Source organism: Gemmatimonadota bacterium (genome assembly GCA_009838645.1).
In the GTDB taxonomy this organism is placed as follows: Bacteria; JAAXHH01; JAAXHH01; order JAAXHH01; family JAAXHH01; genus JAAXHH01.
The window spans coordinates 58531-84551 of record VXRC01000048.1 but is presented as its reverse complement, the minus strand read 5'-3'; the positions used below and the strand labels follow the sequence as shown (position 1 = coordinate 84551).

The 26021-nt window shown below is 66.0% G+C and carries 27 protein-coding genes; 26 read left to right on the top strand and 1 reads right to left on the bottom strand.

The window, feature by feature from the left end:
- The first annotated feature begins 14 nt into the window (after nucleotides 1-14).
- The 14 genes from trpS (at nucleotide 15) to pheA (ending at nucleotide 13345) form a co-directional block, all read left to right on the top strand.
- Nucleotides 15-1157 carry a tryptophan--tRNA ligase gene (gene trpS / locus F4Y38_13860; GenBank protein MXY50370.1) on the top strand — a complete coding sequence of 381 codons (1143 nt, stop codon included), beginning with the start codon at nucleotides 15-17 and terminating at the stop codon, nucleotides 1155-1157.
- Between the two features lie 126 nt (nucleotides 1158-1283).
- On the top strand, nucleotides 1284-2294 hold the full coding sequence (trpD, locus tag F4Y38_13855; GenBank protein MXY50369.1) for an anthranilate phosphoribosyltransferase: 1011 nt from the start codon (nucleotides 1284-1286) through the stop codon (nucleotides 2292-2294).
- 43 nt (nucleotides 2295-2337) lie between these two features.
- A complete protein-coding gene (gene trpC / locus F4Y38_13850) occupies nucleotides 2338-3165 on the top strand; it encodes an indole-3-glycerol phosphate synthase TrpC (GenBank protein ID MXY50368.1) in 828 nt (275 codons plus the stop codon).
- A 23-nt stretch (nucleotides 3166-3188) separates the two neighbouring features.
- The gene (locus F4Y38_13845) at nucleotides 3189-3803 is read left to right on the top strand and encodes a phosphoribosylanthranilate isomerase (GenBank protein ID MXY50367.1); all 615 of its coding nucleotides are present in this window, start codon (nucleotides 3189-3191) and stop codon (nucleotides 3801-3803) included.
- A complete protein-coding gene (gene aroE, locus F4Y38_13840) occupies nucleotides 3800-4687 on the top strand; it encodes a shikimate dehydrogenase (GenBank protein ID MXY50366.1) in 888 nt (295 codons plus the stop codon). The genes F4Y38_13845 and aroE overlap by 4 nt, the downstream gene beginning before the upstream one ends.
- Nucleotides 4675-5829 (top strand): chorismate synthase, encoded by a 1155-nt coding sequence (gene aroC / locus F4Y38_13835; GenBank protein MXY50365.1) that lies wholly within the window; start codon nucleotides 4675-4677, stop codon nucleotides 5827-5829. The genes aroE and aroC overlap by 13 nt, the downstream gene beginning before the upstream one ends.
- Before the next feature lie 2 nt (nucleotides 5830-5831).
- Nucleotides 5832-7469 (top strand): 3-dehydroquinate synthase, encoded by a 1638-nt coding sequence (locus tag F4Y38_13830; GenBank protein MXY50364.1) that lies wholly within the window; start codon nucleotides 5832-5834, stop codon nucleotides 7467-7469.
- 106 nt (nucleotides 7470-7575) lie between these two features.
- A complete protein-coding gene (gene aroQ, locus F4Y38_13825) occupies nucleotides 7576-8022 on the top strand; it encodes a type II 3-dehydroquinate dehydratase (protein ID MXY50363.1) in 447 nt (148 codons plus the stop codon).
- Complete coding sequence (gene trpB / locus F4Y38_13820) at nucleotides 8019-9236, top strand: tryptophan synthase subunit beta (GenBank protein MXY50362.1); 1218 nt, start codon at nucleotides 8019-8021, stop codon at nucleotides 9234-9236. Before aroQ ends, trpB begins: the two co-directional genes overlap by 4 nt.
- Nucleotides 9233-10054 (top strand): tryptophan synthase subunit alpha, encoded by an 822-nt coding sequence (locus tag F4Y38_13815; GenBank protein ID MXY50361.1) that lies wholly within the window; start codon nucleotides 9233-9235, stop codon nucleotides 10052-10054. Before trpB ends, F4Y38_13815 begins: the two co-directional genes overlap by 4 nt.
- A 193-nt stretch (nucleotides 10055-10247) precedes the next feature.
- The gene (gene aroH, locus F4Y38_13810; GenBank protein MXY50360.1) at nucleotides 10248-10616 is read left to right on the top strand and encodes a chorismate mutase; all 369 of its coding nucleotides are present in this window, start codon (nucleotides 10248-10250) and stop codon (nucleotides 10614-10616) included.
- Between the two features lies 1 nt (nucleotide 10617).
- On the top strand, nucleotides 10618-11634 hold the full coding sequence (gene aroF, locus F4Y38_13805; GenBank protein ID MXY50359.1) for a 3-deoxy-7-phosphoheptulonate synthase: 1017 nt from the start codon (nucleotides 10618-10620) through the stop codon (nucleotides 11632-11634).
- 8 nt (nucleotides 11635-11642) lie between these two features.
- Nucleotides 11643-12506, top strand: a complete 864-nt coding sequence (locus tag F4Y38_13800; GenBank protein MXY50358.1) for a prephenate dehydrogenase — start codon at nucleotides 11643-11645, stop codon at nucleotides 12504-12506.
- Between the two features lie 47 nt (nucleotides 12507-12553).
- Nucleotides 12554-13345: a prephenate dehydratase gene (gene pheA / locus F4Y38_13795; GenBank protein MXY50357.1), complete on the top strand. Its 792-nt coding sequence runs from the start codon at nucleotides 12554-12556 to the stop codon at nucleotides 13343-13345.
- An 84-nt stretch (nucleotides 13346-13429) separates the two neighbouring features.
- On the opposite strand, the gene F4Y38_13790 is transcribed toward pheA, so the two are convergent.
- The gene (locus tag F4Y38_13790) at nucleotides 13430-15331 is read right to left on the bottom strand and encodes a fibronectin-binding domain-containing protein (protein ID MXY50356.1); all 1902 of its coding nucleotides are present in this window, start codon (nucleotides 15329-15331) and stop codon (nucleotides 13430-13432) included.
- A gap of 171 nt (nucleotides 15332-15502) precedes the next feature.
- Between F4Y38_13790 and F4Y38_13785 the strand changes: the two genes are divergently transcribed.
- The 12 genes from F4Y38_13785 (at nucleotide 15503) to rsmB (ending at nucleotide 25979) form a co-directional block, all read left to right on the top strand.
- On the top strand, nucleotides 15503-16381 hold the full coding sequence (locus F4Y38_13785) for a YicC family protein (GenBank protein MXY50355.1): 879 nt from the start codon (nucleotides 15503-15505) through the stop codon (nucleotides 16379-16381).
- Entirely contained in the window at nucleotides 16278-17006 is a 729-nt protein-coding gene (locus F4Y38_13780; protein MXY50354.1) for a guanylate kinase, read from the top strand. Before F4Y38_13785 ends, F4Y38_13780 begins: the two co-directional genes overlap by 104 nt.
- On the top strand, nucleotides 17003-17245 hold the full coding sequence (locus tag F4Y38_13775) for a hypothetical protein (protein ID MXY50353.1): 243 nt from the start codon (nucleotides 17003-17005) through the stop codon (nucleotides 17243-17245). Before F4Y38_13780 ends, F4Y38_13775 begins: the two co-directional genes overlap by 4 nt.
- Before the next feature lie 14 nt (nucleotides 17246-17259).
- Entirely contained in the window at nucleotides 17260-18477 is a 1218-nt protein-coding gene (gene coaBC / locus F4Y38_13770) for a bifunctional phosphopantothenoylcysteine decarboxylase/phosphopantothenate--cysteine ligase CoaBC (protein MXY50352.1), read from the top strand.
- A gap of 86 nt (nucleotides 18478-18563) precedes the next feature.
- Nucleotides 18564-19295 (top strand): uracil-DNA glycosylase, encoded by a 732-nt coding sequence (locus tag F4Y38_13765; GenBank protein MXY50351.1) that lies wholly within the window; start codon nucleotides 18564-18566, stop codon nucleotides 19293-19295.
- On the top strand, nucleotides 19292-20653 hold the full coding sequence (dnaB, locus tag F4Y38_13760) for a replicative DNA helicase (protein ID MXY50350.1): 1362 nt from the start codon (nucleotides 19292-19294) through the stop codon (nucleotides 20651-20653). The genes F4Y38_13765 and dnaB overlap by 4 nt, the downstream gene beginning before the upstream one ends.
- Nucleotides 20654-20686: 33 nt before the next feature.
- Nucleotides 20687-21433 carry an ABC transporter ATP-binding protein gene (locus F4Y38_13755; protein MXY50349.1) on the top strand — a complete coding sequence of 249 codons (747 nt, stop codon included), beginning with the start codon at nucleotides 20687-20689 and terminating at the stop codon, nucleotides 21431-21433.
- A gap of 39 nt (nucleotides 21434-21472) precedes the next feature.
- Entirely contained in the window at nucleotides 21473-22630 is a 1158-nt protein-coding gene (gene tgt, locus F4Y38_13750) for a tRNA guanosine(34) transglycosylase Tgt (GenBank protein MXY50348.1), read from the top strand.
- Nucleotides 22631-22647: 17 nt separating this feature from the next.
- Entirely contained in the window at nucleotides 22648-22962 is a 315-nt protein-coding gene (gene yajC / locus F4Y38_13745) for a preprotein translocase subunit YajC (GenBank protein ID MXY50347.1), read from the top strand.
- Between the two features lie 9 nt (nucleotides 22963-22971).
- The gene (gene def, locus F4Y38_13740) at nucleotides 22972-23526 is read left to right on the top strand and encodes a peptide deformylase (protein MXY50346.1); all 555 of its coding nucleotides are present in this window, start codon (nucleotides 22972-22974) and stop codon (nucleotides 23524-23526) included.
- 1 nt (nucleotide 23527) lies between these two features.
- Entirely contained in the window at nucleotides 23528-24469 is a 942-nt protein-coding gene (locus F4Y38_13735; protein MXY50345.1) for a methionyl-tRNA formyltransferase, read from the top strand.
- A gap of 106 nt (nucleotides 24470-24575) precedes the next feature.
- Nucleotides 24576-25979, top strand: a complete 1404-nt coding sequence (gene rsmB / locus F4Y38_13730; GenBank protein MXY50344.1) for a 16S rRNA (cytosine(967)-C(5))-methyltransferase RsmB — start codon at nucleotides 24576-24578, stop codon at nucleotides 25977-25979.
- The last annotated feature ends 42 nt before the right edge of the window (nucleotides 25980-26021 follow it).

Genomic DNA, 26021 nt, shown 5'->3' with positions numbered 1-26021 from the left:
CTACCAACCTGCCCATGAACCGGCGCGAAGTCATCCTGACGGGCATCAAGCCGACGGGCAGTCCGCACCTCGGCAACTACATCGGCGCCATCCGGCCCGCACTGGAACTCGCGCGGCGGTCGCCCGAAGCCCATGCCATGTATTTCCTGGCGGACTATCACGCCCTGACGCTCGTGAAGGACCCCGTGCGCTTCAGGGACCTGTGCCACGAACTCGCCGCGACCTGGATCGCCTGCGGGCTGGATCCCGAACGCCAGGTCTTCTACCGCCAATCGGATGTGCCGGAGGTCTTCGAACTGTCGTGGATCCTTTCCTGTTCGACGTCGAAGGGCCTGATGAACCGCGCCCACGCGTACAAGGCGCAGGTGGACCGTCACACGCGAGTCCACACGCGAGTCGCCGGTGCCGTGGATGTCTGGGACGCGGACGCCGGTGACGCCGACGCCAGGGCCGCCGACGCAGGAAACGGGGACGCCAGGGCCGCGGACGCCGTCGCCAAGGACGGGGACGCCAGGGACACGGACACAGGGGGCGCCGACGCCGGGGTGAACATGGGGTTGTATTCCTATCCCATACTCATGGCGGCGGACATCCTGCTGTTCCAGGCGAAGTACGTACCGGTGGGGAGGGACCAGGAACAGCACATCGAGATCGCAAGGGACATTGCCGCGCGTTTCAACCGGTCCTTCGGCGACGTGCTCACCCTGCCGCTTAACCTGTCCGATCCTTCAACGGCCGAGATTCCCGGCACGGACGGAAGAAAGATGAGCAAGGCCTATAACAACACCATACCGCTTTTCGGGTCGCGCGAACAGTTGCTCAGGGCCATATTCGGGATCAAGACGGATTCGAGTCCGCCCGGCGCGCCCAAGGACCCCGGGACGTCGCTCGTATTCCAGATCTACAGGCAGTTCGCGGACGGGGACCGGACCGAGACGATGCGAAGCCGGCTGGTGGAGGGCCGGATCACCTGGAAAGCGGCCAAGGAAGAGTTGTTCGACCTCATCGACGGTTTACTGGAACGCCCCAGGGCGGTTTACGAGGAGTTGATGGCCGACCGGTCCCGCATCGACCGCTTGCTGGAAGCGGGCGCCTGCACCGCGCGGGAACTGGCCCGCCCGACCATGGAGACCGTGCGTCAGGCGGTGGGGCGATAACGGCGTGCGTCCGAGTGAACGGGATGCGCGCAACCCGCGCCGTTCGTCGCGTAATCGGGATGCGCGCTACTTGCGGCACTGGTCCGCGTGACCGGGAAGCGCGAAACTGGATGGAGACAGGGTTACATGATACAGCAAGCCATTGCGAAGGCGATTGAAGGGACCTCGCTGACCGAAGCGGAAGCCGTGGAGGTCATGAACGGGATCATGTCGGGGGACGCCACGCCGGCGCAGATCGGCGCCTTCCTCGTCGCCTTCCGGCTGAAGGGCGAGACGATCGAGGAGGTCACTGGGTTCGCCAGGGTCATGCGCGCCCGGGTCACGCGGATCGACTGCAAGGCCTATCCCATCGTGGACACCTGCGGCACGGGCGGCGATGGAAAGCATACGTTCAACATCTCGACGGCGGCGGCTTTCGTAGCCGCGGCCGCGGGCGCGTCCATCGCCAAGCACGGCGGCCGCGCGGCGTCCAGCAAGGCGGGCAGCGCCGACGTGCTGACGGCTCTGGGCGTCCATATCGAAACGCCGCCGGAAAGGGTATCCGCCTGCATCGACGAGATCGGCATCGGGTTCATGTTCGCCCCCGCTCTCCACTCGGCCATGCGGTTCGCGAGCGGTCCGCGCCGGGAGCTCGGCGTGCGGACGGTGCTCAACCTGCTGGGACCGCTGACCAATCCGGCCGGGACCACGGCCCAGGTCATGGGCGTATACGACGCGGGCGTCGTCCAGACTGCCGCCCACGTGCTGAACAACCTGGGGGCGGAGCGCGCTTTCGTGGTGCACAGCGCGGACGGGCTGGACGAGTTGACCACCACGGCGCCGACCCACGTGGCGGAAGCCCGGGACGGCGTCGTGAGGACTTATGACGTAGCGCCGGAAGATTTCGGACTGCCGAGGGCGTCCATCGAGGACCTCAGAGGGGGCGAGGCGGACGAGAACGCGGAGATCATCCGGTCCGTGCTGGCCGGGGAATCCGGTCCCCGGCGGGACATCGTCCTGCTTAACGCCGCGGCGGCGATCGTGGCCGGCGGCGCCGCGGAGGACTTCGACGAAGGCATCGAAAAGGCAGCCCGGGCCATCGACACCGGCGGTGCGCGGGAGAAACTCGACGCGCTGGTCCGCATGACCGGCGAATGACCCTCCGGGCCCCGGGTAACGGGAAGGGAAAGACACGAGCGTCATGAATATCCTTGATCGGATCGTAGCGCATAAGATCGAAGAGGTCGAAGACCGGAAGCGGCGCGTGCCCCTTCCCGAAGGCGAGCCCGTTCGCCGCCGCGACATCCGGCCCTTCGACCGTGCGCTGAAACAGGGAGACGGCATCGGGGTCATCGCCGAATTCAAGAAGGCCTCGCCGTCGAAGGGCGCGATCCGTCCCGACGCGTCGCCCGCGGAGATCGGGCCGGTCTTCGCGGCCCACGGGGCTTCGGCCATATCGGTGTTGACGGACCGGCGGTTCTTCCAGGGCAGCGACGAGGACCTGGCGGTACTCCGGCGGTGCGTCCCCGTCCCCGTGCTGCGCAAGGAGTTCATCGTGGACGAGTACCAGGTGCACGAGACCGCGGCGCTGGGCGCGGACGCCATGCTGCTCATCGCGGCCATCCTGGACGACGCCCGCCTGGCGGCCCTGCAACGGACCGCGGCGGCCTGCGGCCTGCACTGCCTGGTGGAGGTGCACAACGAGGAGGAACTGGACCGGGCCCTGGCGGCGGGCAGCCGCATCATCGGCATCAACAACCGGGACCTGACGGACTTCACCGTTTCGCTGGAAACGTCGCTGCGTCTCCGGCCGCGCATCCCCCGGGGCATCGTGACCGTCAGCGAGAGCGGGATCCATGGGCGCGAGGACGTCCTGCGGCTGCAGGAAGCGGGATTCGACGCCGTTCTCGTGGGCGAGTCCCTGATGGGAGCGGAGGAGATCGGCGGAAAACTGGACGCCCTGCTGGGCCGGTCCGGCACGAGGCAGCAACAGGGGATCCGGAGTCAGCAACAGGGGATTCGACGGTGAATGACTTCCCCGGGGACAGGGCCATGAATAAGGTCAGGATCAAGATCTGCGGCATCACGAACGAGGCGGACGCCGCCGCGGCCGTTCGCGCGGGCGCGGACGCGCTCGGGTTCATATTCTATGGGGGCAGTCCCCGCTGCGTGGCGCCGGGACGGGCCGCGGAAATCGTGGCCGGACTGCCGCCCTTCGTCGTCCCGGTGGGTGTATTCGTGAACGCGGCGGCCGGCGACGTCGACGATATCTGCGAGGTCGCGGGAATCCAGGTCGTGCAGCTTCACGGAGACGAACCGCCCGGTTTCTGTGAAACGCTGAAGCGCCCGGTCATCAAGGCCTTCCGCGTCAGGGACGCATCGTGGAAATCCGCTGCCGCGGCGTATACCGTCGGAGCGGTGCTGCTCGATACGTATGCCGAAGACCGGTACGGCGGCACGGGGACCACCTTCGACTGGCGGTTCGTGGAAGGCAGTCCCCACCGCGTCATCCTGAGCGGCGGGTTGAATCCGGACAACGTGGCCGAGGCCGTGCGCAGCGTGCGGCCCTACGGCGTGGACACGGGCAGCGGCGTGGAGCGGGAACCGGGCCGCAAGGACCACGGCAAGATCCGGGCTTTCGTGGAGGCGGCGAGGCGGACTGTATGAATTCTTCGCTTGAAAACGGGCCCAGCGGCCCCGCCATATCGGGTTCGACCCGCGTGGTCGGCGTATGCGGACAGGGCATCGGGTATACGCTTTCGCCGGCCATGCACAACGCGGCCTTTCGCCATTGCGGACTGGACTACGTGTATGTAACCTTCGAAATCGCGTCCATCGAAGTGCGGCGGGCCGTCGACGGCATCCGGGGACTGGGGCTGGCGGGGGTCAACGTGACCAAGCCGCTCAAGACGGACGTGCTTCCCTACCTGGACGAGGTGTCCGAAGAGGCCCGCAGGATCGGTTCGGTCAACACCATCGTGAACCGGTCGGGACGGCTCGCCGGCACGTCCACGGACGGCGCCGGACTGTTGCGGGCGCTCGGGGAAAAAGGTGTGTCCGTCGCGGGTTCGAGGATGTTGATCCTGGGCGCGGGAGGCGCGGCCCGGGCGGCCTGCGCCATGGCCCGCGGACAGGGAGCCGCTTCGATTACCATTGCCGCGCGCAACGCGAACCGTGCCCGGGACACGGCGTCGGTGGGTGGTGCAGAGGCGACCACGCTTTCGCCTTCCGGCCTCGGCGTCGCGGTCCGGGAGGCCGACCTGGTGATCAACGCGATCCCGGGGGATCTGCCGCTGGAAGGCGACTGGTTCACCGGCGGACAGTTCGTCTACGACACGCGTTACGACCAGGCGGAGACCGGGCTGATGCGATGCGCACGGTCGCGGGGCGCGGAGACCTCGAACGGCATTGGCATGCTGCTGTTCCAGGGTGCGGCGTCTTTTGAAATCTGGACCGGCCGCGAGGCGCCGGTCGAAGTGATGAGAAGCGCGTTGGAGGAACAGCTACGGCGCAGGACGGCCCGGGAGGATAAGGCATGTTGCGATACCTGACCGCAGGCGAATCACACGGACCGGCCATATCGGCGATCCTCGAAGGACTGCCCGCGGGGCTGCCGGTGGCCGCGGAAGACATCGACCGGGACCTGAAACGGCGCCAGGGCGGTTACGGCCGGGGCCGGAGAATGCAGATCGAGACCGATACGATCGAGATCCTGGGCGGCGTGCGCCACGGCAGGACCATGGGCGGACCGGTTTCTCTCGTCGTGCAGAACCGGGACTGGCAGAACTGGACGGACGTGATGGCGATCGAGGAGACCGACGGCCCGGTGCGGCGGCGGGTGACCCGGCCCCGTCCGGGCCACGCCGATCTCGCGGGTGGACTGAAATACGACCGCCGCGATCTGCGGGACATCCTGGAACGGGCGAGCGCGCGGGAGACGACCATGCGCGTCGCGGTCGGCGCGATCGCCCGGTCCCTCCTCGGGGCCTTCGGCATACGCGTGCTCAGCCACGTGGTGCGGATCGGGCAGGTGGACGCGGACGTGAGCAGCCTGTCGAACGATGAGATCATCGACCGGGCCGAGGCCTCGCCCGTGCGCTGCGCCGACGAAGACGCCGCGCAGAAAATGATCGCGGAGATCGACCGGGCGAAGTCCCTCAAGGACACCATCGGCGGGGTCTTCGAGGTCAAGGTGCTGAACGCGCCGCCCGGCCTCGGCAGCCATGTGCAGTGGGACCGCAAGCTCGACGGCCGCCTGGCACAGGCCGTCATGAGCATCCAGGCCGTGAAGGGCGTGGAGATCGGGCTGGGATTCGGCGTGACCCGGGTCCTCGGTTCCGAGGTCCACGACGAGATCTTCTACGAAGGCGGACGGTTCTACCGCGAAACGAACCGGGCCGGCGGCGTCGAGGGCGGCATGACTGAAGGCGAAGAAATCGTCGTCCGCGGCGCGCTGAAGCCCATCGCGACGCTCATGCGCACGATCATGTCGGTGGACATCGAGACCAAGGAAGCCTTCGATTCCGCCAAGGAGCGGTCGGACGCGTGCACCGTGCCCGCAGCCGGCGTGATCGGCGAAGCGGTGGTGGCCTTCGTCGTCGCCGACGCCATGCAGGAGAAATTCGGGGGCGACAGCCTGGAGGAAATGCAGCGCAACTACCAGGGCTACATGGACCAGCTGGCACGTTACTAGCGATGGAAACGGCACGGGCAAGAGGTGGACGGGAAGTGGCTGAATCTGGAAAACGGCAATCCGGCGGCATCGTCCTGATCGGCTTCATGGGCACGGGCAAGACGGCGGTGGGCTGGCGCCTCGCGCGCACCCTGGGCGTGCCCTTCGTGGACACCGACGCGCTGATCGAGAAGAAGGCCGCGGCGCGTATCCCCGAGATCTTCGAGCAGCGGGGGGAGACCGGTTTCCGGACGATCGAGAAGGCGGTCATCCGGGGCCTCGCCGACGGGGTGCGCAGGGTGGTCGCCACCGGAGGCGGCGCGGTGCTCGATCCGGACAACTTCGCCGTGCTTCGCTCGCTCGGTCCGGTCATTCACCTGAACGCGCCGCCGGCGACGATCCTTGCGCGCACGCGAGGCGATTCGGGGATCAGGCCGCTCCTGGCCGGGGACGACCCCCTGGAACGGATCCGGTCGCTCCAGCGCGAGCGAGCGCCGGTCTACGGCCGGGCGGACCATGAAATCGACACGTCGCACCATACGATCGAGGAAACGGTGGAGATGGTGAAGGCCTGGGTGGAAAGTGAAGAACGCGTGATCCGGGTGGACCTCGGACCAGACAGCTATGACATCGTGATCGGGCCCGATACGCTCGACCGGCTGGGACGCCGTATGACGTCCTTCGATCTGACCGGTCGCGCGCTGGTCGTGACCCATCCGGGGATCGCGAAGCGGTACGGCAAACGGACGACGGATTCCCTGCGTTCGGCCGGGTTCGAACCGGACCTGGTCGAAGTGCCGGACGGCGAGGCGCAGAAGTCGCTGCCGTGGGCCGAAAAGCTCTATGACGCCATGCTGGTCCACCGGATGGACCGCCGTTCCCCAGTCATCGCGCTGGGCGGCGGGGTCATCGGAGACCTGGCCGGTTTCGCCGCGGCCACTTTCATGCGCGGCATCCCGTTCATCCAGGTCCCCACCTCGCTGCTGGCCCAGGTGGATGCCAGCGTGGGGGGCAAGGTGGCCGTGGACCACCGCCGCGGGAAGAACCTGATCGGCGCGTTCTACCAACCCCTACTCGTGCTGGCCAGCCTGGATACGCTCGGCAGCCTTCCGGACCGGGAACTGCGCGCGGGCATGGCGGAAGTGATCAAGTACGGCGTCATTGCTGACCCCGTCCTGTTCGCCTATATTGAAGGGCGCCTGGACGATATACTGAAACGCGACCGCGGCGTGCTGGCGCACCTCGTGGCGCGGTCCTGCGAGATCAAGGCGGAAGTGGTCGCCGGCGACGAGCGCGAACAGGGACGGCGGGCCATACTCAACTTCGGCCATACCATGGGCCACGCCATCGAGACGCAGACGGGCATGCTGCACGGCGAGGCCGTGGCCGTCGGCATGGTCTACGCCGCCCGGATCGCGGAGCGCATGGACATGCTGGACGGCGAAAGCGTCCGGCGGCTGATCGATCTGGTGCGGCGCACGGGACTGCCCCACCGGTGCGACGGGCTGGACGTCCCGGCGACGATCGAGACCATGGAGTTCGACAAGAAGTCGGTGGGCGGACACTCGCGTTTCATCCTGCCCAGCCGCATCGGCGAGGTGGCCGTCCGCGACGACGTGCCCGCCGAATACATCCGGTCCGTCCTCGCGACGGGGAACTAACAAGGCGGCGCATCAGCAAAAAAGGCGCACCGGCAGATAAAGGCATATCGGCGTTAGAGGCGCATCGGCGCTAGAGGCGCATCGGCGCCAAATCGGTGTAGATTCTATGAGAATACTCGTGTTGCACGGTCCGAATCTGAACATGCTGGGCGTCCGGGAACCGGAAGTCTACGGTACGGATACGCTGGAGGACATCAACCGGTCCCTCGAAGCGGCCGCGGCGGGACGGGGGATCGAGATGCGCATCCGCCAGTCCAACCACGAGGGGGTGCTGGTGGACGAGATCCAGCAGGCCCTCGGCTGGGCCGACGGCATCCTGATCAATCCCGGCGCGTACACCCACACGAGCATCGCCCTGCGCGACGCGATCGTCGCTGTGGGCCTGCCCGTCGTGGAAGTCCACCTGTCGGACATACACGCCCGGGAGAAGTTCCGGCATCATTCCTATATCGAACCCGTGGCGCTCAGGCAGATCTGCGGACACGGAAGCGACAGCTATCGGCTGGGCCTGGATGCCCTGATCGAACATATCGGGAACGGGAGCGAAGGATGACGGCGGTCACGCTGCCCGACCAGCGCGGACATTTCGGGATATTCGGCGGCCGCTATGTTCCGGAGACGCTGATGACGGCCCTGGACGAGCTGCTCGAAGTGTACGAGGCTGCGAAGAGGGACCCGGAATTCGAGGAGGAGTTCCGTTACTACCTCCGGGACTACGTGGGCCGTCCTTCCCCCCTCTACTACGCGGAGCGGCTGACGCAGGCCCTCGGCGGCGCGCGGATCTATCTCAAGCGGGAGGACCTGAACCACACGGGCGCCCACAAGATCAACAACACGATAGGCCAGATCCTGCTCACCCGGCGCATGAAGAAACCGCGGGTCATCGCGGAGACCGGGGCGGGCCAGCACGGCGTGGCCACGGCCACCGTGGCCGCCCGCTTCGGCCTGGAATGCGACGTCTACATGGGTTCCGAGGATATGGAACGCCAGGCGCTGAACGTCTTCCGCATGCGCCTGATGGGCAGCCGGGTCATCGCCGTCGAAGCGGGCAGCCGCACGCTGAAGGACGCGCTGAACGAGGCCCTGCGCGACTGGGCGACCAACGTCCGCCATACACATTACATCATCGGGTCGGTGGCGGGGCCCCATCCCTTCCCCATGCTGGTGCGTGATTTCCAGTCGGTCATCGGCCGGGAAGCGCGGGAGCAGGTCCTGGAGAAAGAAGGGCGGCTCCCCGACGTGCTCGTCGCCTGCGTGGGGGGCGGCAGCAACGCCATCGGGCTATTTCATCCTTTCCTCGACGACGGCGTCCGACTGGTCGGCGTGGAAGGCGCGGGACACGGGCTGGATACGGGGATGCACGCGGCGACGCTGGGCCTGGGCACGCCGGGCGTACTGCACGGCGCCATGAGCTACACCGGGCAGGACGCGAACGGCCAGATCCAGGTCGCCCATTCCATCTCCGCGGGACTCGACTATCCCGGCGTGGGACCCGAGCACAGCTACCTGAAGGACTCCGGCCGCGCGGAGTACGTGAGCGTGACCGACGACGAGGCGCTGGAGGCCTTCGAACTGCTCTCCCGGGTCGAAGGCATCATACCGGCGCTCGAAAGCGCCCACGCCATCGCCCATATCGCCCGGATCGCTCCGGAAATGGACCGGGAGGAGGTCATCGTCGCCGGGCTGTCGGGCCGCGGAGACAAGGACGTCGAGCAGGTGGACGGGTTATTGGCCCGGAACGGTGAGCGCGCAGGAGGCGCCGAATGAACCGGATCGAAGAGACCTTCGCGTCGCTGAAGTCCGCGGGACGCAAGGCGCTGATCCCCTACGTCATGGCGGGGGACCCGGACCTGGAAACGACGGCCGCGCTGGTCGTTGAACTGGACCGACGCGGGGCCGACCTGGTGGAACTGGGCGTGCCCTTCTCCGATCCCATTGCCGACGGCCCCACGATCCAGCGCGCCGCGCTGCGGGCGCTGAACGGGGGCACGACCCTGCGGTCCATCGTCGAGACGGTCGCTTCCATCCGGGAGCATACCGAAATACCGGTGGTACTGATGACCTACTACAACCCGGTGCTCGCCTACGGGATCGGGGTATTTTGCCGGGATGCCGCCCGCGCGGGGGTGGACGGGCTGATTGTGCCGGACCTCCCGCCGGAGGAGGGGGCCGATCTGTCAGACGCCTGCCGGCGGCACGGCCTCACCGTCGTCTTCCTGGTGGCGCCTACGAGCACTTCGGCCCGGATCGAACTGGTGAACCTCCACACCACGGGATTCGTCTACTGCGTCTCCCTGACGGGCGTCACGGGCGCGCGGGGGGAACTGGCGGAAGGGGTGGACGCGTTTATGGCACAGGTGCGGTCCCACACGGACCGGCCCCTCGGACTGGGCTTTGGCATCTCGTCGCCGGAGCAGGCCGGAGAGGCCTCCCGCCTGGCCGACGGCGTCATCGTGGGCAGCGCCATCATCAACGTGATGGAAGCACACGCCGGCCGGCCGGACATGCTCCGGTCCGTCGGCGAATACGTGGCTTCACTGAGGGCGGGCATGGACCGGGAAACGCCGGTCGCCGTGCAGGGGTAGCATACCGGATCGGATCCAGTCGATGCCCGTATGCATGGTACGCATGGAGCATTGAAATGATACAGGTTTCACGTCGAAAGGGAGATGTGTGTGGGCGTCCACGAGACTGGTCAGGTCTCCGCGGCGCCCACGTATTCACCTCCCCTTTCATGCTTTGATCGGGTAATATCCAGCGTTCACTGTCCCGGGAGGAATCATGGTCCGAGGCATTCGCGGCGCGATAACCGTTGAATCGAACACTTCCGAAGCCATTTGTGAGGCATCGCGTCGGTTGCTTACAACAATAGTCGAACGAAACCGCATCGAATTAGAACACATCATCAGCGTCTTTTTTTCGTCGACGAAAGATCTCGATGCGCAGACACCCGCCTACGGCGTGCGCCAGATGGGGTGGACAGCGATCCCCCTGTTCTGCACGCAGGAGATGGAGGTTCCCGGGAGTCTTCCCGGGTGCGTTCGGGTGTTGGTTCATGTAAATACAGAAAAACCTCAGGATGAAATACGGCATGTATACCTGGACGGTGCCGTCGTGCTCCGGCCGGACATTGCCGAGGGAGGCTGAAATGGTGGTTGTGATGAAACTCAATGCAACGGAAGAACAGAAGGAGCACGTCCGGGAGACCATCCGGGCCTTCGGCTGTAAACCACGGGATATACAGGGCGACGAGATGTCCATCATCTGCGTGATCGGCAATACCCTCAGTCTTTCTCCAGAACAGTTTGAAATCCTGGACGGGGTGGACCGCGTTCAGCGCATCCAGCGGCCCTACAAGCTGGTGAGCCGGGAGGTGCAGCCGCACAAGACTCGTTTCAAGGTGGGCGACGTGACGATCGGCGGCGACGGCATCACCATCATCGCCGGTCCCTGTTCCGTCGAGTCCTACGACCAGTTCCTGGAGGCGGCGCAACACGCCCGGGCCGCGGGGGCTCACATCATACGCGGCGGGGCGTTCAAGCCCAGGACATCGCCCTACAGCTTCCAGGGGCTCGGAGAGGAAGGCCTGAAGATCATGGCCCGGGTCAGCGAGGAAACGGGCCTGCCGACCATCTCGGAAGTGATGGAGCCCGAGATGGAACCCATGGTCTCGGAATACGTGGACATGCTGCAGATCGGCGCGCGGAACATGCAGAACTATCCGCTGCTGAACGTGGTAGGGCACAGCAGCAAGCCCGTCATGCTCAAGCGGGGCATGTCCGCCACGCTCGAGGAAATGCTCCTGGCGGCCGAGTACATCCTGGCGGGGGGGAACCACAACGTCGTCCTGTGCGAACGGGGTATCCGGACCTTCGAGACGTGGACCCGGAACACGCTCGACATCTCCGCCGTGCCCGTGCTGCAGAGATACACCCATCTGCCCGTGTTCATCGACCCGAGCCACGGGACCGGCAACGCCGATTTCGTGGGACCGGCCGCCCGGGCGGCCGTGGCGGTGGGCGCCGACGGACTCATGATCGAGATGCATCCGACGCCGGAACGCGCGCTGTCCGACGGGGACCAGTCTCTGACTCCGGAAGCGCTGACCTCCCTGATCCCGGAACTGCAGGCGGTCGCGACGGCCGTCAACCGAACTATCGGCTGAGTTGGCCTATGCGCATCACCATTATCGGCGTGGGACTGCTGGGCGGTTCCTTCGGCATGGCGGTCCGGAAGGCGGGGGCGGCGGAACGCGTCGCGGGCGTCGACCTTGACCGGGCCGTGCTGGACCGGGCCCTGGAACGCGGCGCCATCGACGCGGGATACCTGGAAATGGCCGAGGGGGTGGCAGGGGCCGACCTGGTCGTCCTCGCCACGCCCGTGCGGTCCATCCTGGAAATATTGCCCGGCCTCGCGCCGCTGCTCGGCCAGGAGACCATCCTTCTGGACCTGGGCAGCACGAAGGAGGCGATCGTTTCCGCCGTCGCCGGCCAGGCCGGCATCAAGCGGTATGTCGGCGGACACCCCATGGCGGGCACCGAGCACACCGGCATCGATCACGCCGATGACGGGCTGTTTCAGGATGCGACGTTCGCCCTGGTCCCGCCCCCCTCGGTGGATGAAGGCGCCCTCGACCTGCTCACGGACCTGGTCCGCCGGATCGGGGCGCGTCCTGCCGTCATACCCGCCGAGCGCCACGACCGGATCGTCTCCGTCACCAGCCACCTGCCCTACCTGCTGTCCGTGGTACTGGCACTCGCCGCGGAGAAGACGGCGCGCGAGGAAGAATGCCTGGGCGAGTTCGCCGCGTCGGGATTCCGGGACACGACCCGCCTGGCCGCGTCCACCGTGCAGGTGATGGCCGACATCTGCTTGACCAACGGGCGGTCCCTGCGGCGCGGCATCGAGGACGCCAGGCGGTTGCTCGACGACCTGGCGGCGCAGATCGAGGAGGGGCGCGAATCGGAACTGGTGGAGACGCTGACGAAGGCGAAGGAGAGCAGGGCCGCGTTGCTGGGTGAAAGGAGGACCGATTGAAGAAGTTCAGGACCGGCTTCCAGGGCGAGTTGGGAGCCTTCAGCGAGATGGCCGTGCTCGCCTATTTCGGAGACGCGGCCGAACCGGTTCCCCACGGATGGTTCGACGACGTGTTCCGCGCCGTGGACGAGGGCAGCTGCGATTACGGCATGCTGCCTATCGAGAACACCCTGGCGGGCAGCATCCACGTCAATTACGACCTGATGCAGGAGCACGACCTGCAGATCGTGGGTGAAATCGTGCTCCGCATCGTCCACAACCTGATGGCGAAACCGGGCGTCCGGCCGGAGGAACTCCGCCGGGTCCAGTCTCATCCCAAAGCGCTCGAACAGTGCGTCCGGTTCTTCCGTGAGCATCCGTCGATGAAACCCGAAACCGTGTACGATACCGGCGGCGCGGCCAAGATGCTCGGTGAGGGCGAAGGGCGGGATATCGGCGTGATCGCGAGCACGCGGGCCGCGGAGCGGTACGGGCTGGAGATCCTGGAGCGCGGGATCGAAGACAACCCCCAGAACTATACGCGGTTCCTGGTCCTGGGCAGAGCGCCCGAACCATCGGAGGGCGAGCGCATGAAGACCTCCATCGTCTTCTCGGTGCCCCACGAACCCGGCATGCTGTTCAAGGCCATGAGCGTCTTCGCGCTGCGGGACATCTCCATCACCAAGATCGAATCGCGGCCCCTGGTCGGATCCCCCTGGGAGTACCTGTTCTACCTGGATTTCGAGGGGCACGCCGAGAGCCTGCTCTGCAGCCGGGCGCTCAACCACCTCCGGGAGATCGCTGCCAACTTCAAGCTGCTGGGCTCCTACGCCGAAGGCCGCATCGTGGACCGGGTCTGAGCGGAACGCGCCAATCTCGGTCGGACGTTCCCGACGATACGTGTCATGCTTGGTCGGACGCTTCCGGCGGTCGTGTCAACTCCGTCAGGCCGTCCCCGGCGTGTCGGCCTGGCGGAGTGCCAGTCCGGGTTCGACGAAGAGCGTTTTTTCGCGGGTGAACACGACCTGTCCGGGGCTGCCGTTTTTCATTTTCCGGACGTAACGGCGCTCCGTGTAGTCCACCGGCACCGTGGTGGAACCCCGGCCCTTGCTGTACCAGGCCGCCAGGCAGGCCGCTTCGTAGAGGGTCTTCCTGCTCGGCATCTGGGTCTTGTCCTCCCGCCGCAGGATCACGTGGGAACCGCCCAGGTTCCGCGCGTGCAGCCAGATGTCGTCCGGCGCCGCCGATTTCGTCAACGCTTCGTTCTCCCGGCTGTTGCGGCCCACGAGCAGCAGGTGTCCGCTGGAGGTGAGGTACCTCCTCGGATGGATGTCCTGCCCGGTCTTCTTGCGCGGCCGTTTCGAAACGCCGGTTTTCGAAGGGCCGGTTTCGCGGGGCGCCTTGACCAGATCCAGCCTGATGCAGGCTCTGTAAGCTTCCTCCAGCCTCTCTTCATCGGCGTCGCATCCCAGCTTCGCGCGGATGCCCGTGACTTCTTCCAGGCGTTTCCGTGCCCGGGCGATGCGTTGGGCCACCGCCTTCCGCCCGTCCCGGGCCTTGCGGGCCTGCCGGAAGTACCACCGGGCGTTCTCCGCCGGCGACAGGTTGGGCTTCATGGGAATGGCGACTTCCTCCCCGTCAGCGCTGAAGTAGTCTTCGACCAGGGCTTCCGTCGACCCCGCTTTCAGCCCGGCCAGGTGAGAGGTGATCAGCTCGCCGTACCGGCGGTATTCTTCTTCCTGCTCCACGTGAACCAAGTCCTTTCCCAGGTTCTCCGTCAGGCGTTCCAGGCGCCGGATCTCATCGCGCAGGGCCCGCTGCACTTTCTGCTGCCGTTGCTTGAACGCTTCTTCGTCCATTCGTTCTTCGTAGAAACGTTCCACGGCGATGCTGACGGTTTCGTGGCGTTCTACCTGCGCCGCGGGCAGGGAATGGACCGGGACCGCGGAAAGGACGCGGGCCCGGCCGTCCTGAGACCTTCCGATGCAGGGCGTCCAGTCCCGTTCCTTCACGCGGCGGACAAGCTCCTCCAGGCTCTGCCAGGTCCGGGCGACGCGGTCCACTCCGTCCCTGTCCGCATAGGCCGTCGCGTCCGACAGGCCCGCCCGGGCCACGACCTCCTGGGCCATATCCCTGGACAGACCCGCGAAGGTGGCGGTCAATTGGCGCGCCAGTGCTTCCGGTGTCTCCAGGCGGTCCGCTCCGGCCAGCAGTTCGCGCGTGGCTTCGCCGAGCGGTGTTTTTTTCATCGGCGGCGGGAACGCGTAGGTCTCACCGGGAACCAGTTCCCTTTCCGTGCCCCGAATACGCCTGAGGGTCTCCAGGATAACGCGGTCCGGATCGGAAAGGAAGACCATGATCCCCCGGTTCCCGATGAGCTCGGCGATCAGGCGGTACCGGCCGGGTCCCGGCGAGGACCGGCCCCTGCAATGGAGTTGCACCACCCGTTCGAAGGGTGCCACGTCGACCTTCTCCAGCAGGCCGGGAACGAGATGGTCCCGCAGCGCGGCGAGCAGCGCGGACGAAGCTTCGCCCTTCTTCGCGGCATCCGACAGATGTACCCGGGAGAAACCCGGCTGCACGGAGATCGACAGCAAGCGCCTGCCCGTGCTCGTCTTCAGGAGGAGGCCGATTTCCATGGGTGCGTACTGCTCGACGGCCACAATACGCGACCCTTCCAGCTCCCTGCTTTCGTCTTTCACAGCCTGTAACACCAGGGCGTCCATGCCTGCTCCATCCTGATTCCGGTTTCGGTGCGATCCCGATACGATGACGTTCCGCGGCGTCGGGACCGCCGCGTCCCGCCTTTTGCATAATATAACGGAACCGGTTGCGTCAAAGGTCATGAATCTTATTTTCGGCGTGCCAGGGGCGTGCCAGGGGCATGCCAGGGGCGTGCCAGGAATGGGAAGGAACGCCGCCGGGCGGCCGCCAATATGTTATTGACAAATCGCCGTTTAGCGTGTATTTTCATGTTTCTTGGAAACAGGCCGTAACCGGGGATTCAGGGGCTTTGAATGATATGCAGCATGACTGGATACGGCGCCGGGGAATCCGACCTCGCCGGCGTCCGCACCGTCGTCGAATTGCGTTCGGTTAACGGCCGGTTCTGCGACATCGCGGTAAGGCTGCCGAAGTCTCTGGGTTCGCTGGAGGGCCGCGTGCGCGCGTACGTGCAGGACCACGTGACGCGGGGCAACGTTTCCGTGTCCGTCCGGTGCGACGACGGCGATTCAAGCGCTCACGGGATACGGATCGACGCGGAGGCGGGTAGGAAGTACTGCGACGCGCTGAGGCAGCTCAAGGACGAGCTCGGCGTATCGGGCGAGGTCTCCCTCGAAATGGTCGCCGCCTACCCGGGCCTGGTGACGCCGGAAGCCGACGAAGTCGAACCGGTCGAGCGCTGGAAGGGTATCGAGGACGCCCTCGAGCGTGCGCTCGCAGCCTTAAAGGACATGAAGCGAAACGAAGGGAAGGCGCTCGAAATCGACCTGCGCGGCAGGATCCAGGCCATTCAGGCCTTGCTGGGGTCGATCGAGGACCGAGCGCCGGACCGGGTGGCCGAGTTCCGGGAACGCCTGCACCGTCGGATCGAGGGCCTGCTTGACGACGGACCGGTCGACCCGCAGCGCATGGCCATGGAGATCACCCTGTTTGCAGAGCGGAGCGACGTGACCGAGGAATGCGTTCGCATGGACGCCCATTGCGGCGCCTTCCTGGAAGCGCTGGGGGACGAAGGGAGTCCGGGCAGGCGCCTCAATTTCCTCATCCAGGAAATGAACCGGGAGATCAATACCATCGGTTCCAAGGGCAACGATACGGAAATCAGCCATTCCGTCATCCAGGCCAAGGAAGAGTTGGAGAAAGTCCGCGAACAGGTGCAGAACATTGAGTGAATCCGTCGCGCCCGGGCCGCCCGGCCGCACGGAGGCAAAGGGGTTCTGCCTGGTCCTCTCCGCGCCGTCGGGTACGGGAAAGACCACGATCGGCGAATTGCTTACGACCGGAGACCCGGCCATCGTCCGGTCCGTATCCATGACGACCCGGAAGAAGCGGCCGAACGAGCGGGACGGGATCGATTACCAGTTTGTCAGCGCGGACGAATTCAAGGAGAAGATACGAAAGGGCGCCTTTCTCGAATGGGCGGAAGTTTACGACGGCGTGCTGTACGGCACCCCCCGGGACGCCGTCGAGCGCGTCATTCGGTCCGGGGGCGTAGCCTTGCTGGTCATCGACGTCCAGGGCGGAGGAGCCGTTAAGGCCATATTCCCGGAGGCCGTGCTCGTCTTCCTGATTCCGCCTTCCCTAGACAGCCTGGCACGGCGGTTGAAACAGCGCGGCCTGGAAACGGACGAACAGATCCGTAAGCGGTTGGAAAAGGCGCGCACCGAGATGAAGTACCTTCCCGCGTATGACTACGGGGTCGACAATGAAGATGGCAAGCAGCAGTCCACCGTTGACGCCATTCGGGGGATCATAGCCGCCGAACGGCGCCGCATCAGCCGATGGGAGCAGCCATGAACGCCACGAAAACAACACAGTACATTTCCCAGGAGCGCATGAGGGCAGTCGCCGACAACATCTACGAGGCCGTCATGGTGACGGCCATGGAGGCACGGAGAATCAACCTCCACAACAAGATGCTGGGCACGCAGGAGGACCGCGCCGAGAAAGTGACGACCATGGCGCTGGACCGGTTGCTCGGCGACGAGTTGAACTACGACTATCAGCCGGCCGAGGAAGACGAGGCCGTGGAGTAAGTCAGGAGTTCCCGATGTCCAGGTTAAAAGGACGCCGGATCGTCCTCGGGGTGACGGGCAGCATTTCGGCCTACAAGGCGGCCGAAGTAGTCCGCGGACTCGTCCGGGAACAGGCGGACGTCCGGGTGGTGATGACCCGGGAAGCCGGCGCGTTCGTCGGTGCCGTAACCTTCAGCGCGCTGACCGCCCATCCCGTGGCCGTCGATCAGTTTCCCGACACCGGGATGGCCGGTGAAGAACACGTCGACCTCGCGGTCTGGGCCGATACGGTGGCCATCGCGCCCGCCACGGCCAATATCATCGGCAAGATGGCGAACGGGCTGGGCGACGACCTGCTCTCCACCGTGATGCTGGCCTGCGAAGCGCCTTGCTGCCTGGCGCCGGCCATGAATTTCCGCATGTGGAGAAATGAAGCCGTCCAGTCGAACCTCGACCGCCTCAGGAGCCGGGGCGTTCACGTCATCGAACCGGAATTCGGCCTGCTGGCCAACGGCGAGGAGGGGGACGGGAGGCTGGCGGCGCCGGAGCAGATCGTGGAAGCGGTCGCCATCCTTGCCGATCCCGACCACGACCTGGCCGGATGCAACGTGCTGGTGAGCGCCGGCCCCACGGCGGAGGATATCGACCCCGTCCGGTGCGTCACGAACCGCTCCAGCGGAAAGATGGGTTACGCCCTCGCAAGGGCCGCGGCCCGGCGTGGCGCGTCGGTCACGCTCGTAGCGGGACCCACGCACCTCCAGGATCCTTACGGGGTCGCCGTGGAACACGTACGGACCGCCGGTGAAATGCGCGAAGCCGTTCTGGCCGGCCGCGAAGGCCAGCATGCCGTGATCATGGCGGCGGCCGTGGCGGATTACCGGCCGGGCGTCCAGGCCCCCCGGAAGACGAAGAAGACGGAGGAACGTCTTACGCTGGAGATGACGCGGACCGCCGATATCCTCGCGGAAGTGGCCGCCGCCCGCCCGCCCGTACTGATCGGCTTTGCCGCGGAGACCCATGACGGTCTCGACTACGCGCGCCGGAAGCGGGCGGACAAGGACCTGGACCTGGTGGTCTACAACGACCTCACCGCCGAGGGCGCCGGATTCGAGACGGATACGAATATCGTCACCCTGATACACCGCGACGGCCGCGAGGAATCCCTGCCCCTGCAATCCAAGTCCGACGTGGCGGACCGCGTCATGGACGAAGTTGCCGCCCTGCTGAGAAACCGGGAAGTCGTTCCCGCATGAAAACGCAAGCGTCGCTGTCCGACCTGATACGCCAGACCGTCGAGGCCGTGAGGCAGGAAGAAGAGCAGGGACTCGAATCGCTCTACCTGCCGGAGGGCCTGGACAAGGCGCTTCCGTTGCCAGAACAGAGGCGGTCAGCGTGGTCCGACCGAGCCGGTCAACCTGCCGGGGCCGGTCAACCTGCCCTAGCCGGCCAACCTGCCGGGGCCGGGCAGTCGGCCCAGGTAACCTCCCTCGAGGCCCTGTATGCGAAATACCATCGCTGCACGGCCTGCGCGCTGGGATTCAAGCGAAAGCACTTCGTATTCGGTTCCGGGAACGAGCGCGCCGACGTGATGTTCGTGGGCGAAGCGCCCGGCGCCCAGGAAGACGAACAGGGCCAGCCCTTCGTGGGCCAGGCGGGAAAGCTGCTGACCCGCATCCTGAATGCCATCGATTTCACCCGGGACGAGGTGTACATCACCAACATCCTGAAATGCCGGCCGCCGAACAACCGCGATCCAATGCCCGAAGAGGTCGACGCGTGCGACGCCATCCTGAAGGAGCAGATCCGCCTCGTACAGCCCAGGCTGATCTGCGCCCTCGGCCGCGTTGCGGCCCAGGCCCTGCTCAAGCAGAACAGTTCGATTCGAGCGCTGCGGGGCAGGTTCCACGACTATCACGGCATCAAACTGCTGGTGACGTACCACCCCTCCGGCCTGCTGCGCAATGCGGCTTACAAGCGGCCGACCTGGGAAGACGTGCAGCTGTTGCGGAAGGAATACGACCGCATCGTGCAGTCCGATGCACAGGCGACCCCGGGAGCTGAGGTCTCATGAACAGCCAGAGCGACGGGGCGGAACGACTTCCGCCGCAGGCCGTGGAGGCGGAGGCGGCTGTCCTGGGCGCCATGCTGCTGGAGCAGGACGCCATATCGATCGCCCTCGAGATCCTTGACGATACCGCGTTCTACCGTGATGCGCACCGCAAGATCTTCAGCGCCATCATTGCCCTGTACGACCGGAACGAACCCACCGACGTGATCACCCTGAGTGAAGAACTGGAAAAGCGGCACGAACTGCCCGCCGTGGGGGGATCCTTCTACCTGGTCGGCCTGACGGAGGGCGTTTCGACGGCGGCCAACGTGGAATACCACGCCCGGATCGTGCACGAGAAGTCCCAGGGACGCAAGCTGATCAACGTGGCGACCCAGATCGTCTCCCGGGCCTATGAATCGTCGGAAGACACCGCGGAACTGCTGGACGACGCCGAGCGGATGGTGTTCTCCCTGTCCCAGCGCGACGCCCGCCGAGGTTTCACCCAGCTCAATCCCATTCTGCACGACACCTTCGAGAACATCGAAAAGCTCCACGAGCAGGACACCACCGTGACCGGCGTCCCCACGGGCTTTACCCGGCTGGACGAGATGACCGCCGGTTTCCAGCGCGGAGACCTGGTTATCATCGCGGCCCGTCCGGCCATGGGGAAGACGGCCCTATGCCTGAACATCATCCGCCACGTCGCGGTAGAGGCCGGGGTCGGCGTCGGCCTGTTCAGCCTCGAGATGACCAGCCACCAGCTGGCCCAGCGGATGCTGTGCAGCGAGGCGCGGGTGGATTCCCACCTGATGCGCACCGGCCGGCTGCCGGGAGACGCGTGGTCGAACCTGAGCATCGCGGTGGGGGCCCTCGCCACCGCGCCGGTATACATCGACGAGACGCCGGCGTTGTCGGTCACCGAAATGCGTTCCCGGGCGCGCAGACTGATGTCCGAGCATGACGACATCGGCCTGCTGGCTGTCGACTACATGCAGCTCATGCGGGGCCCGAGCGACGCGGAGAACAGGCAACAGGAGATCTCCACCATCTCCCGGAACCTGAAGGCCCTGGCCAAGGAGCTGGATGTTCCGATCGTCGCGCTGTCGCAGCTTTCCAGGGCGGTGGAGACCCGCGGTGGGGACGGCCGGCCGCAGCTGTCGGACTTGAGGGAATCGGGCGCGATCGAACAGGACGCCGACGTGGTGCTGTTCATCTACCGGCCCGTCCGTTACGCAGAAGGCGAGGAACAGGAGCAGAACCAGGCGGAAATCATCATCGGCAAGCAGCGCAACGGTCCCGTCGGAACGGTGGACCTGGTCTTCGTGGACCGTTTCGCCCGTTTCGAGAACCCGGATCTCTATCACGAAGACCCGGGCTGACCGTTCTTCCCGCGTTACGTTCTCAATCCTCTAATGATCGAAATCGTACACCTGAGAAAAGCCTTCGGGAAACCGGTGCTGACGGACGTCAACCTGACCATCGAGTCCGGGGAGACCATGGTCATCATCGGCCGGAGCGGATGCGGCAAGAGCGTGCTGCTCAAGCACATTACGGGGTTGCTGCATCCGGACGGCGGAACGCTGCTGGTGGACGGCAGGGACGTGACCAGGCTGTACGGCGCGGAGCTGGACGAAATCCGGAAGCGGTTCGGTTTCCTGTTCCAGGGCGGCGCCCTCTTCGATTCCATGACCGTGGGCGAGAACGTGGGGATCGCACTGAAAGTACACACCGACCGGACCGAGGCGGAGATCGGCGAACGGGTCCGGACCTGCCTCCAGATGGTCGGCCTTTCCGACGTGGAGGAACAGAAGCCGGCGGAGCTTTCGGGCGGCATGCGCAAGAGAGTGGGACTCGCCAGGGCGATCGCCATGAATCCGGAGTACATTCTCTACGACGAACCCACCACGGGCCTGGACCCCATCATGGCGGACATCATCAACGACCTGATCCTGGACATGAACCAGCGGCTGTCGGTGACGGCGATCGCGGTGACCCACGACATGATCAGCGCGTACAAGATCGCGGACCGCATCGCCATGCTCCACGACGGGGTGATTCACATGGTGGGGACCCCGGACGAGATCCGGAACTGCGACGACGCGCTGGTGCAGCAGTTCATCCTGGGCCGCGGCGAAGGCCCCATCAAATCGCTGGAATAGTCATGGATCATTCTAAAGGAGGACCGCGGGTCCCGCGGTATGGCTTCGCTGGACTTTAACCTGCTCGCCCGGGACCCGGCTTCGAACGCGCGGGCCGGCCGCATGAAGACCCAACACGGCGAAATCCGCACGCCGGTGTTCATGCCTGTGGGGACCCAGGCGACGGTGAAGACGCTGACGCCGGAGGAACTCGAAGCCGCCGGCGCGCAGATCATACTCGGCAACACCTACCACCTGTTTCTCCGGCCAGGACATGCATTGATCAGGGAGATGGGCGGGCTGCACGGCTTCATGAACTGGCGGCGGCCCCTGTTGACCGACAGCGGAGGCTACCAGGTGTTCAGCCTCTCGGACCTCAAGTCCATCCAGGAAGAGGGGGTGACCTTCCAATCGCACATCGACGGCTCGCGGCACCTGTTCACGCCGGAGTCCGTCATGGAAATCGAGACCGCCCTCGGCGCCGATATCATAGCGCCCCTCGACGAGTGCCCGCCCTATCCCTGCGACTACGGTTACGCGAAGGATTCCGCCGCGCTGACGCTGCGTTGGGCCGAGCGGTCCCGGAAGCGTTTCGACGAGCTGGAGGGAGAGAGGGCGCATCCCCAGGCGTTGTTCGGCATCGTGCAGGGAAGCGTATACGAAGACCTCCGGGTCGACTGCGCGCGGTCGCTGGTCGACCGGGGATTCGACGCCTACGCCATCGGAGGGATGTCGATCGGGGAGCCGAAACCGGCCATGGCGGCCCTGATCGACGCCACCGTCGAACACCTGCCGGAAGACCGGCCCCGTTACCTGATGGGCGCCGGGACGCCGGAAGACCTCGTCGACGCCGTGGGACGAGGGATCGACATGTTCGACTGCGTCATTCCCACCCGCGAGGGCCGGAACGGCGCGCTTTACACGCGCTCCGGACGCATCAATATCTACAACGCCCGCTTCAGGGCCGACGCCGGACCGATCGATGCATCCTGTTCCTGTTATGCCTGCCGGACTTTCAGCCGTTCGTACGTCCGGCACCTTTACCGCGCGGGAGAAATACTGGGTCCGAGAATGGGGACCCTGCACAACGTCCACTTCTACGTCGGCCTGGTCTCCGAAATGGGAGAAGCCATCCTGGAAGGCCGTTTTGGCGCTTGGAGCAGGTCGTTTCTGACCGCGTATCGCAGTGAGACCGCAAGAAAGGAGCAACCCCAGTGATTCAAGATGCCTTTGCCATGGGCCCCGGTGGCGGCGGCGACGCTTCCGGACCGGGTTTCCTGATCTCCATGATCCCCATCCTGTTGATGTTCGCGATCATCTACCTGCTGCTGATCCGTCCCCAGCAGAAGCGTCAGCGGGAACACCAGGCCATGCTGGACGCCCTGCAGAACGGGGACAAGGTGGTGACGCAGGGCGGGATCATCGGCGTCGTTACCGGTCTGAAGGCGGACACGGTTACGGTGCGCATCGCCGACGACGTCCGGATCGACCTGCAACGCAGCGCCATTTCCCGCCTGATCAGCAGCAAGAAAGGCGGCAAGGAAGAATAGGTAGCAGCCATGGCGGTCAGACCCATACGTATATACGGCGACCCGGTGCTCCGGGAGAAGGCGCGCCCGGTGGAGGATAAGACCGCGGCGCTGCGTCTACTCGCCGAGGACCTGGTCGACACAATGTCCGACGCGGAAGGCATCGGGCTCGCGGCTCCCCAGATCGGCGAGACCGTCCGAGTGTACGTGGTAAACCTCCGGGCGATCGGACCGGAACTCTTCCTGGACCGCCGGGGACCCTCCCTGGACGGAGAACCGGAACACCTGGTGCTGGTGAACCCGTGCGTCGTCAAGCGGGAAGGCGCGCAGACGGGCGACGAGGGATGCCTGAGTTTTCCCGATCTGTTCGAGAAGGTGACCCGGCCCGAGGTCGTGCGCGTCGAGGCAACGGACCTGGACGGGTGCCCCATCGAGATCGAGGGCAGCGGGCTGCTCGCGCGGGTCCTGGTCCACGAGTACGACCATCTGGAAGGCGTCCTGTTCATCGATCACCTCAGCAAGCTCCGCCAGCAGTTCATCCGCGGCAAACTGAGGAAGCTCAAGGAGAGCGGTCAGGCGGTCTGATATGCGCGTGGTCTACATGGGTACGCCCGCCTTCGCGGTGCCAAGTCTCGAGGCGCTGATCGGCCGGCCGGAACACGAGGTGGCCGGAGTTGTGACCGGGCCCGACCGGCCGAAGGGACGGGGATTGAAGACCGCGCCTTCACCGGTGAAGGAAACCGCCCTGCGGCACGGCATACCCATTTGGCAGCCGGACAAGCTGCGCGATCCAGGTTTCCTGGACGCCCTCAGGTCCCTGGACGCCGGCCTGTTCGTGGTCGTGGCCTTCCGCATCCTGCCCGACGAACTGCTGGCCATACCCCCGGGCGGCACGATCAACCTGCATCCTTCCCTCCTGCCCCGGTACCGCGGCGCGGCGCCCATCCAGTGGGCGGTGATGAACGGGGACGAGGTTACGGGCGTCACCACGTTCCTGGTCGAAAGGCGGGTGGACACGGGCGACATCCTCTGCCAGGAGACCGTGCCGATCGGACCGGAAGAAACGGCCGGCGAACTGCACGACCGCCTGTCCCGCGCCGGCGCGGACCTGCTGCTGCGCACGGTGGATGGGGTGGCGGACGGCCGCATAACGCCGCGGGCGCAGCGGGGCGAAGCGTCGCCGGCGCCGAGGATCTCCCGGGAGGACGGCCGTCTGGACTGGCGGCTGCCGGCCCGTACCATACACAACAGGATAAGGGGCCTGAACCCAATCCCCATGGCCTTCACCACCTGGCGCGGCCAGCGCCTCCGGATCATCTCGAGCCAGCCCGTCCGCCTGGAAGGGGAAGGGGGCGGCCCGCCCGGAGAGATAGTCTCCGCCGACGAACGCCGGGGCGTCACCGTGCAGACTGGGAAAGGCGGATTGAGACTGGACCGGGTGCAGCCCGAGGGCCGGAGCCGGATCGAAGGTGCGGAATTCGTGAGAGGATACCGTCCCGCGGCAGGCGACCTTCTCGGCGGGTCCTGACGCCCGCCGTCCACGGTCGCGCACGGCCGGACAGCACCGTCCTGACGCCCGCCGTCCGCGTTCGAGCACGGCCGAAAAGCACCGTCCTGAGCACGGAACCCCGACCATGGTTCGATCTCACCACGACACCCCGGCCGATGCCGGAGAGAACGCGCCCCCGTCGCACGGAAACGCCCCTCCGGTGCGCGAGATCGCGTTGAAGGCGCTGCATCGCGCGGAAACGCGGGACGTGCCGCCGCGGGACGCCCTCAATGCCCTTTTCCGGCGACACGGCTACCCGGTCCGGGACCGGGCCTTCGCGACCGAACTGGTGTACGGCACCATCCGCTGGCGACGCCGCCTGGACTGGATGCTCGGCCGGCTGTTGCGCGGAAAACCGGAGTCGCTGACGCCGTGGATCCGCCTGATCCTCCACATGGGCCTGTACCAGTTGATGATGATGGACCAGGTCCCCGCCGCCGCCGCCACCCATGAATCCGTGCAACTCGCCAAGCGGTACGGGCACGAGGGCACCGTCCGCCTGACCAACGCGGTCCTGAGGACGGCCATCCGGCAGCGGGAACGGCTGTCGCGGCCGGCGCGCGGGGGAGACCCCGTCGCGGATCTCGGCGTCACCCATTCCTATCCCGATTGGCTGGCGAAGCGGTGGATCGAGCGGTTTGGCGTGGAATCCGCCGCCGCCCTCATGGAGGCCGGGAACCGGCCGCCGCCCCTGTCCGTCCGGGTCAACACGTCGAGGTCCACGCCGCAAGACCTCGCCGCTGCGCTGGCGCCGAAAGGCATTCGGGTCGAACCGGGGCGGTGGCTCGATGATTTCCTGATTATCCGGCACGCGGGCGACCTGCACACGCTGGCCTCCCACGAGGCGGGCCTCTTCCAGGTACAGGACGAAAGTGCGGGCCTCGCGGTGAGACTTCTCGGCCCGCGGGCGGGCGAGACCGTTGTCGATTTATGTTGCGCTCCGGGCGGAAAAACAACATATATTGCGCAAATTGTGGGCGCGGGCGGACGGGTGATCGCCTGCGATTCGTCACCGTATCGACTACGCCGCGTGGAAGAACACCGGCGGCGAATGGGGTTGGGGCAGGTGCGTCTTGTCGTCATGGACGGCCGGTCGCCCGGCCTGGATTTCAAGGCCGACCGGGTCCTTGTGGATGCGCCCTGTTCTGGTCTCGGCACCATCGCGCGCCGGCCGGACCTGCGGTGGCGGAGAACGGCGGAGGACATCGGCAGGCTCCGCGGCGAGCAACTGGCGTTGCTGGAGAATGGCGCCGGCATAGTAAAACCGGGCGGCGTCCTGGTGTACAGCACGTGCACCATCGAGCCTGAAGAGAACGACGACGTCGTGGCCGCGTTCCGCGAAAGGCATCCTGGTTTTCGGCCGGATAGCCCAGGCGGCTGGCCGGCGGAACTGGCCGGGGTTATGGACGGCGCGGGCCGGATCGCCACGCTTCCGCCGGTACACGGCGTGGACGGGAGTTTCGCGGCGCGGCTGAGAAATACCGGCTGACCGTATGGCGCGGCCAGCCTCGGAGTAACCGGCAGACCGCAC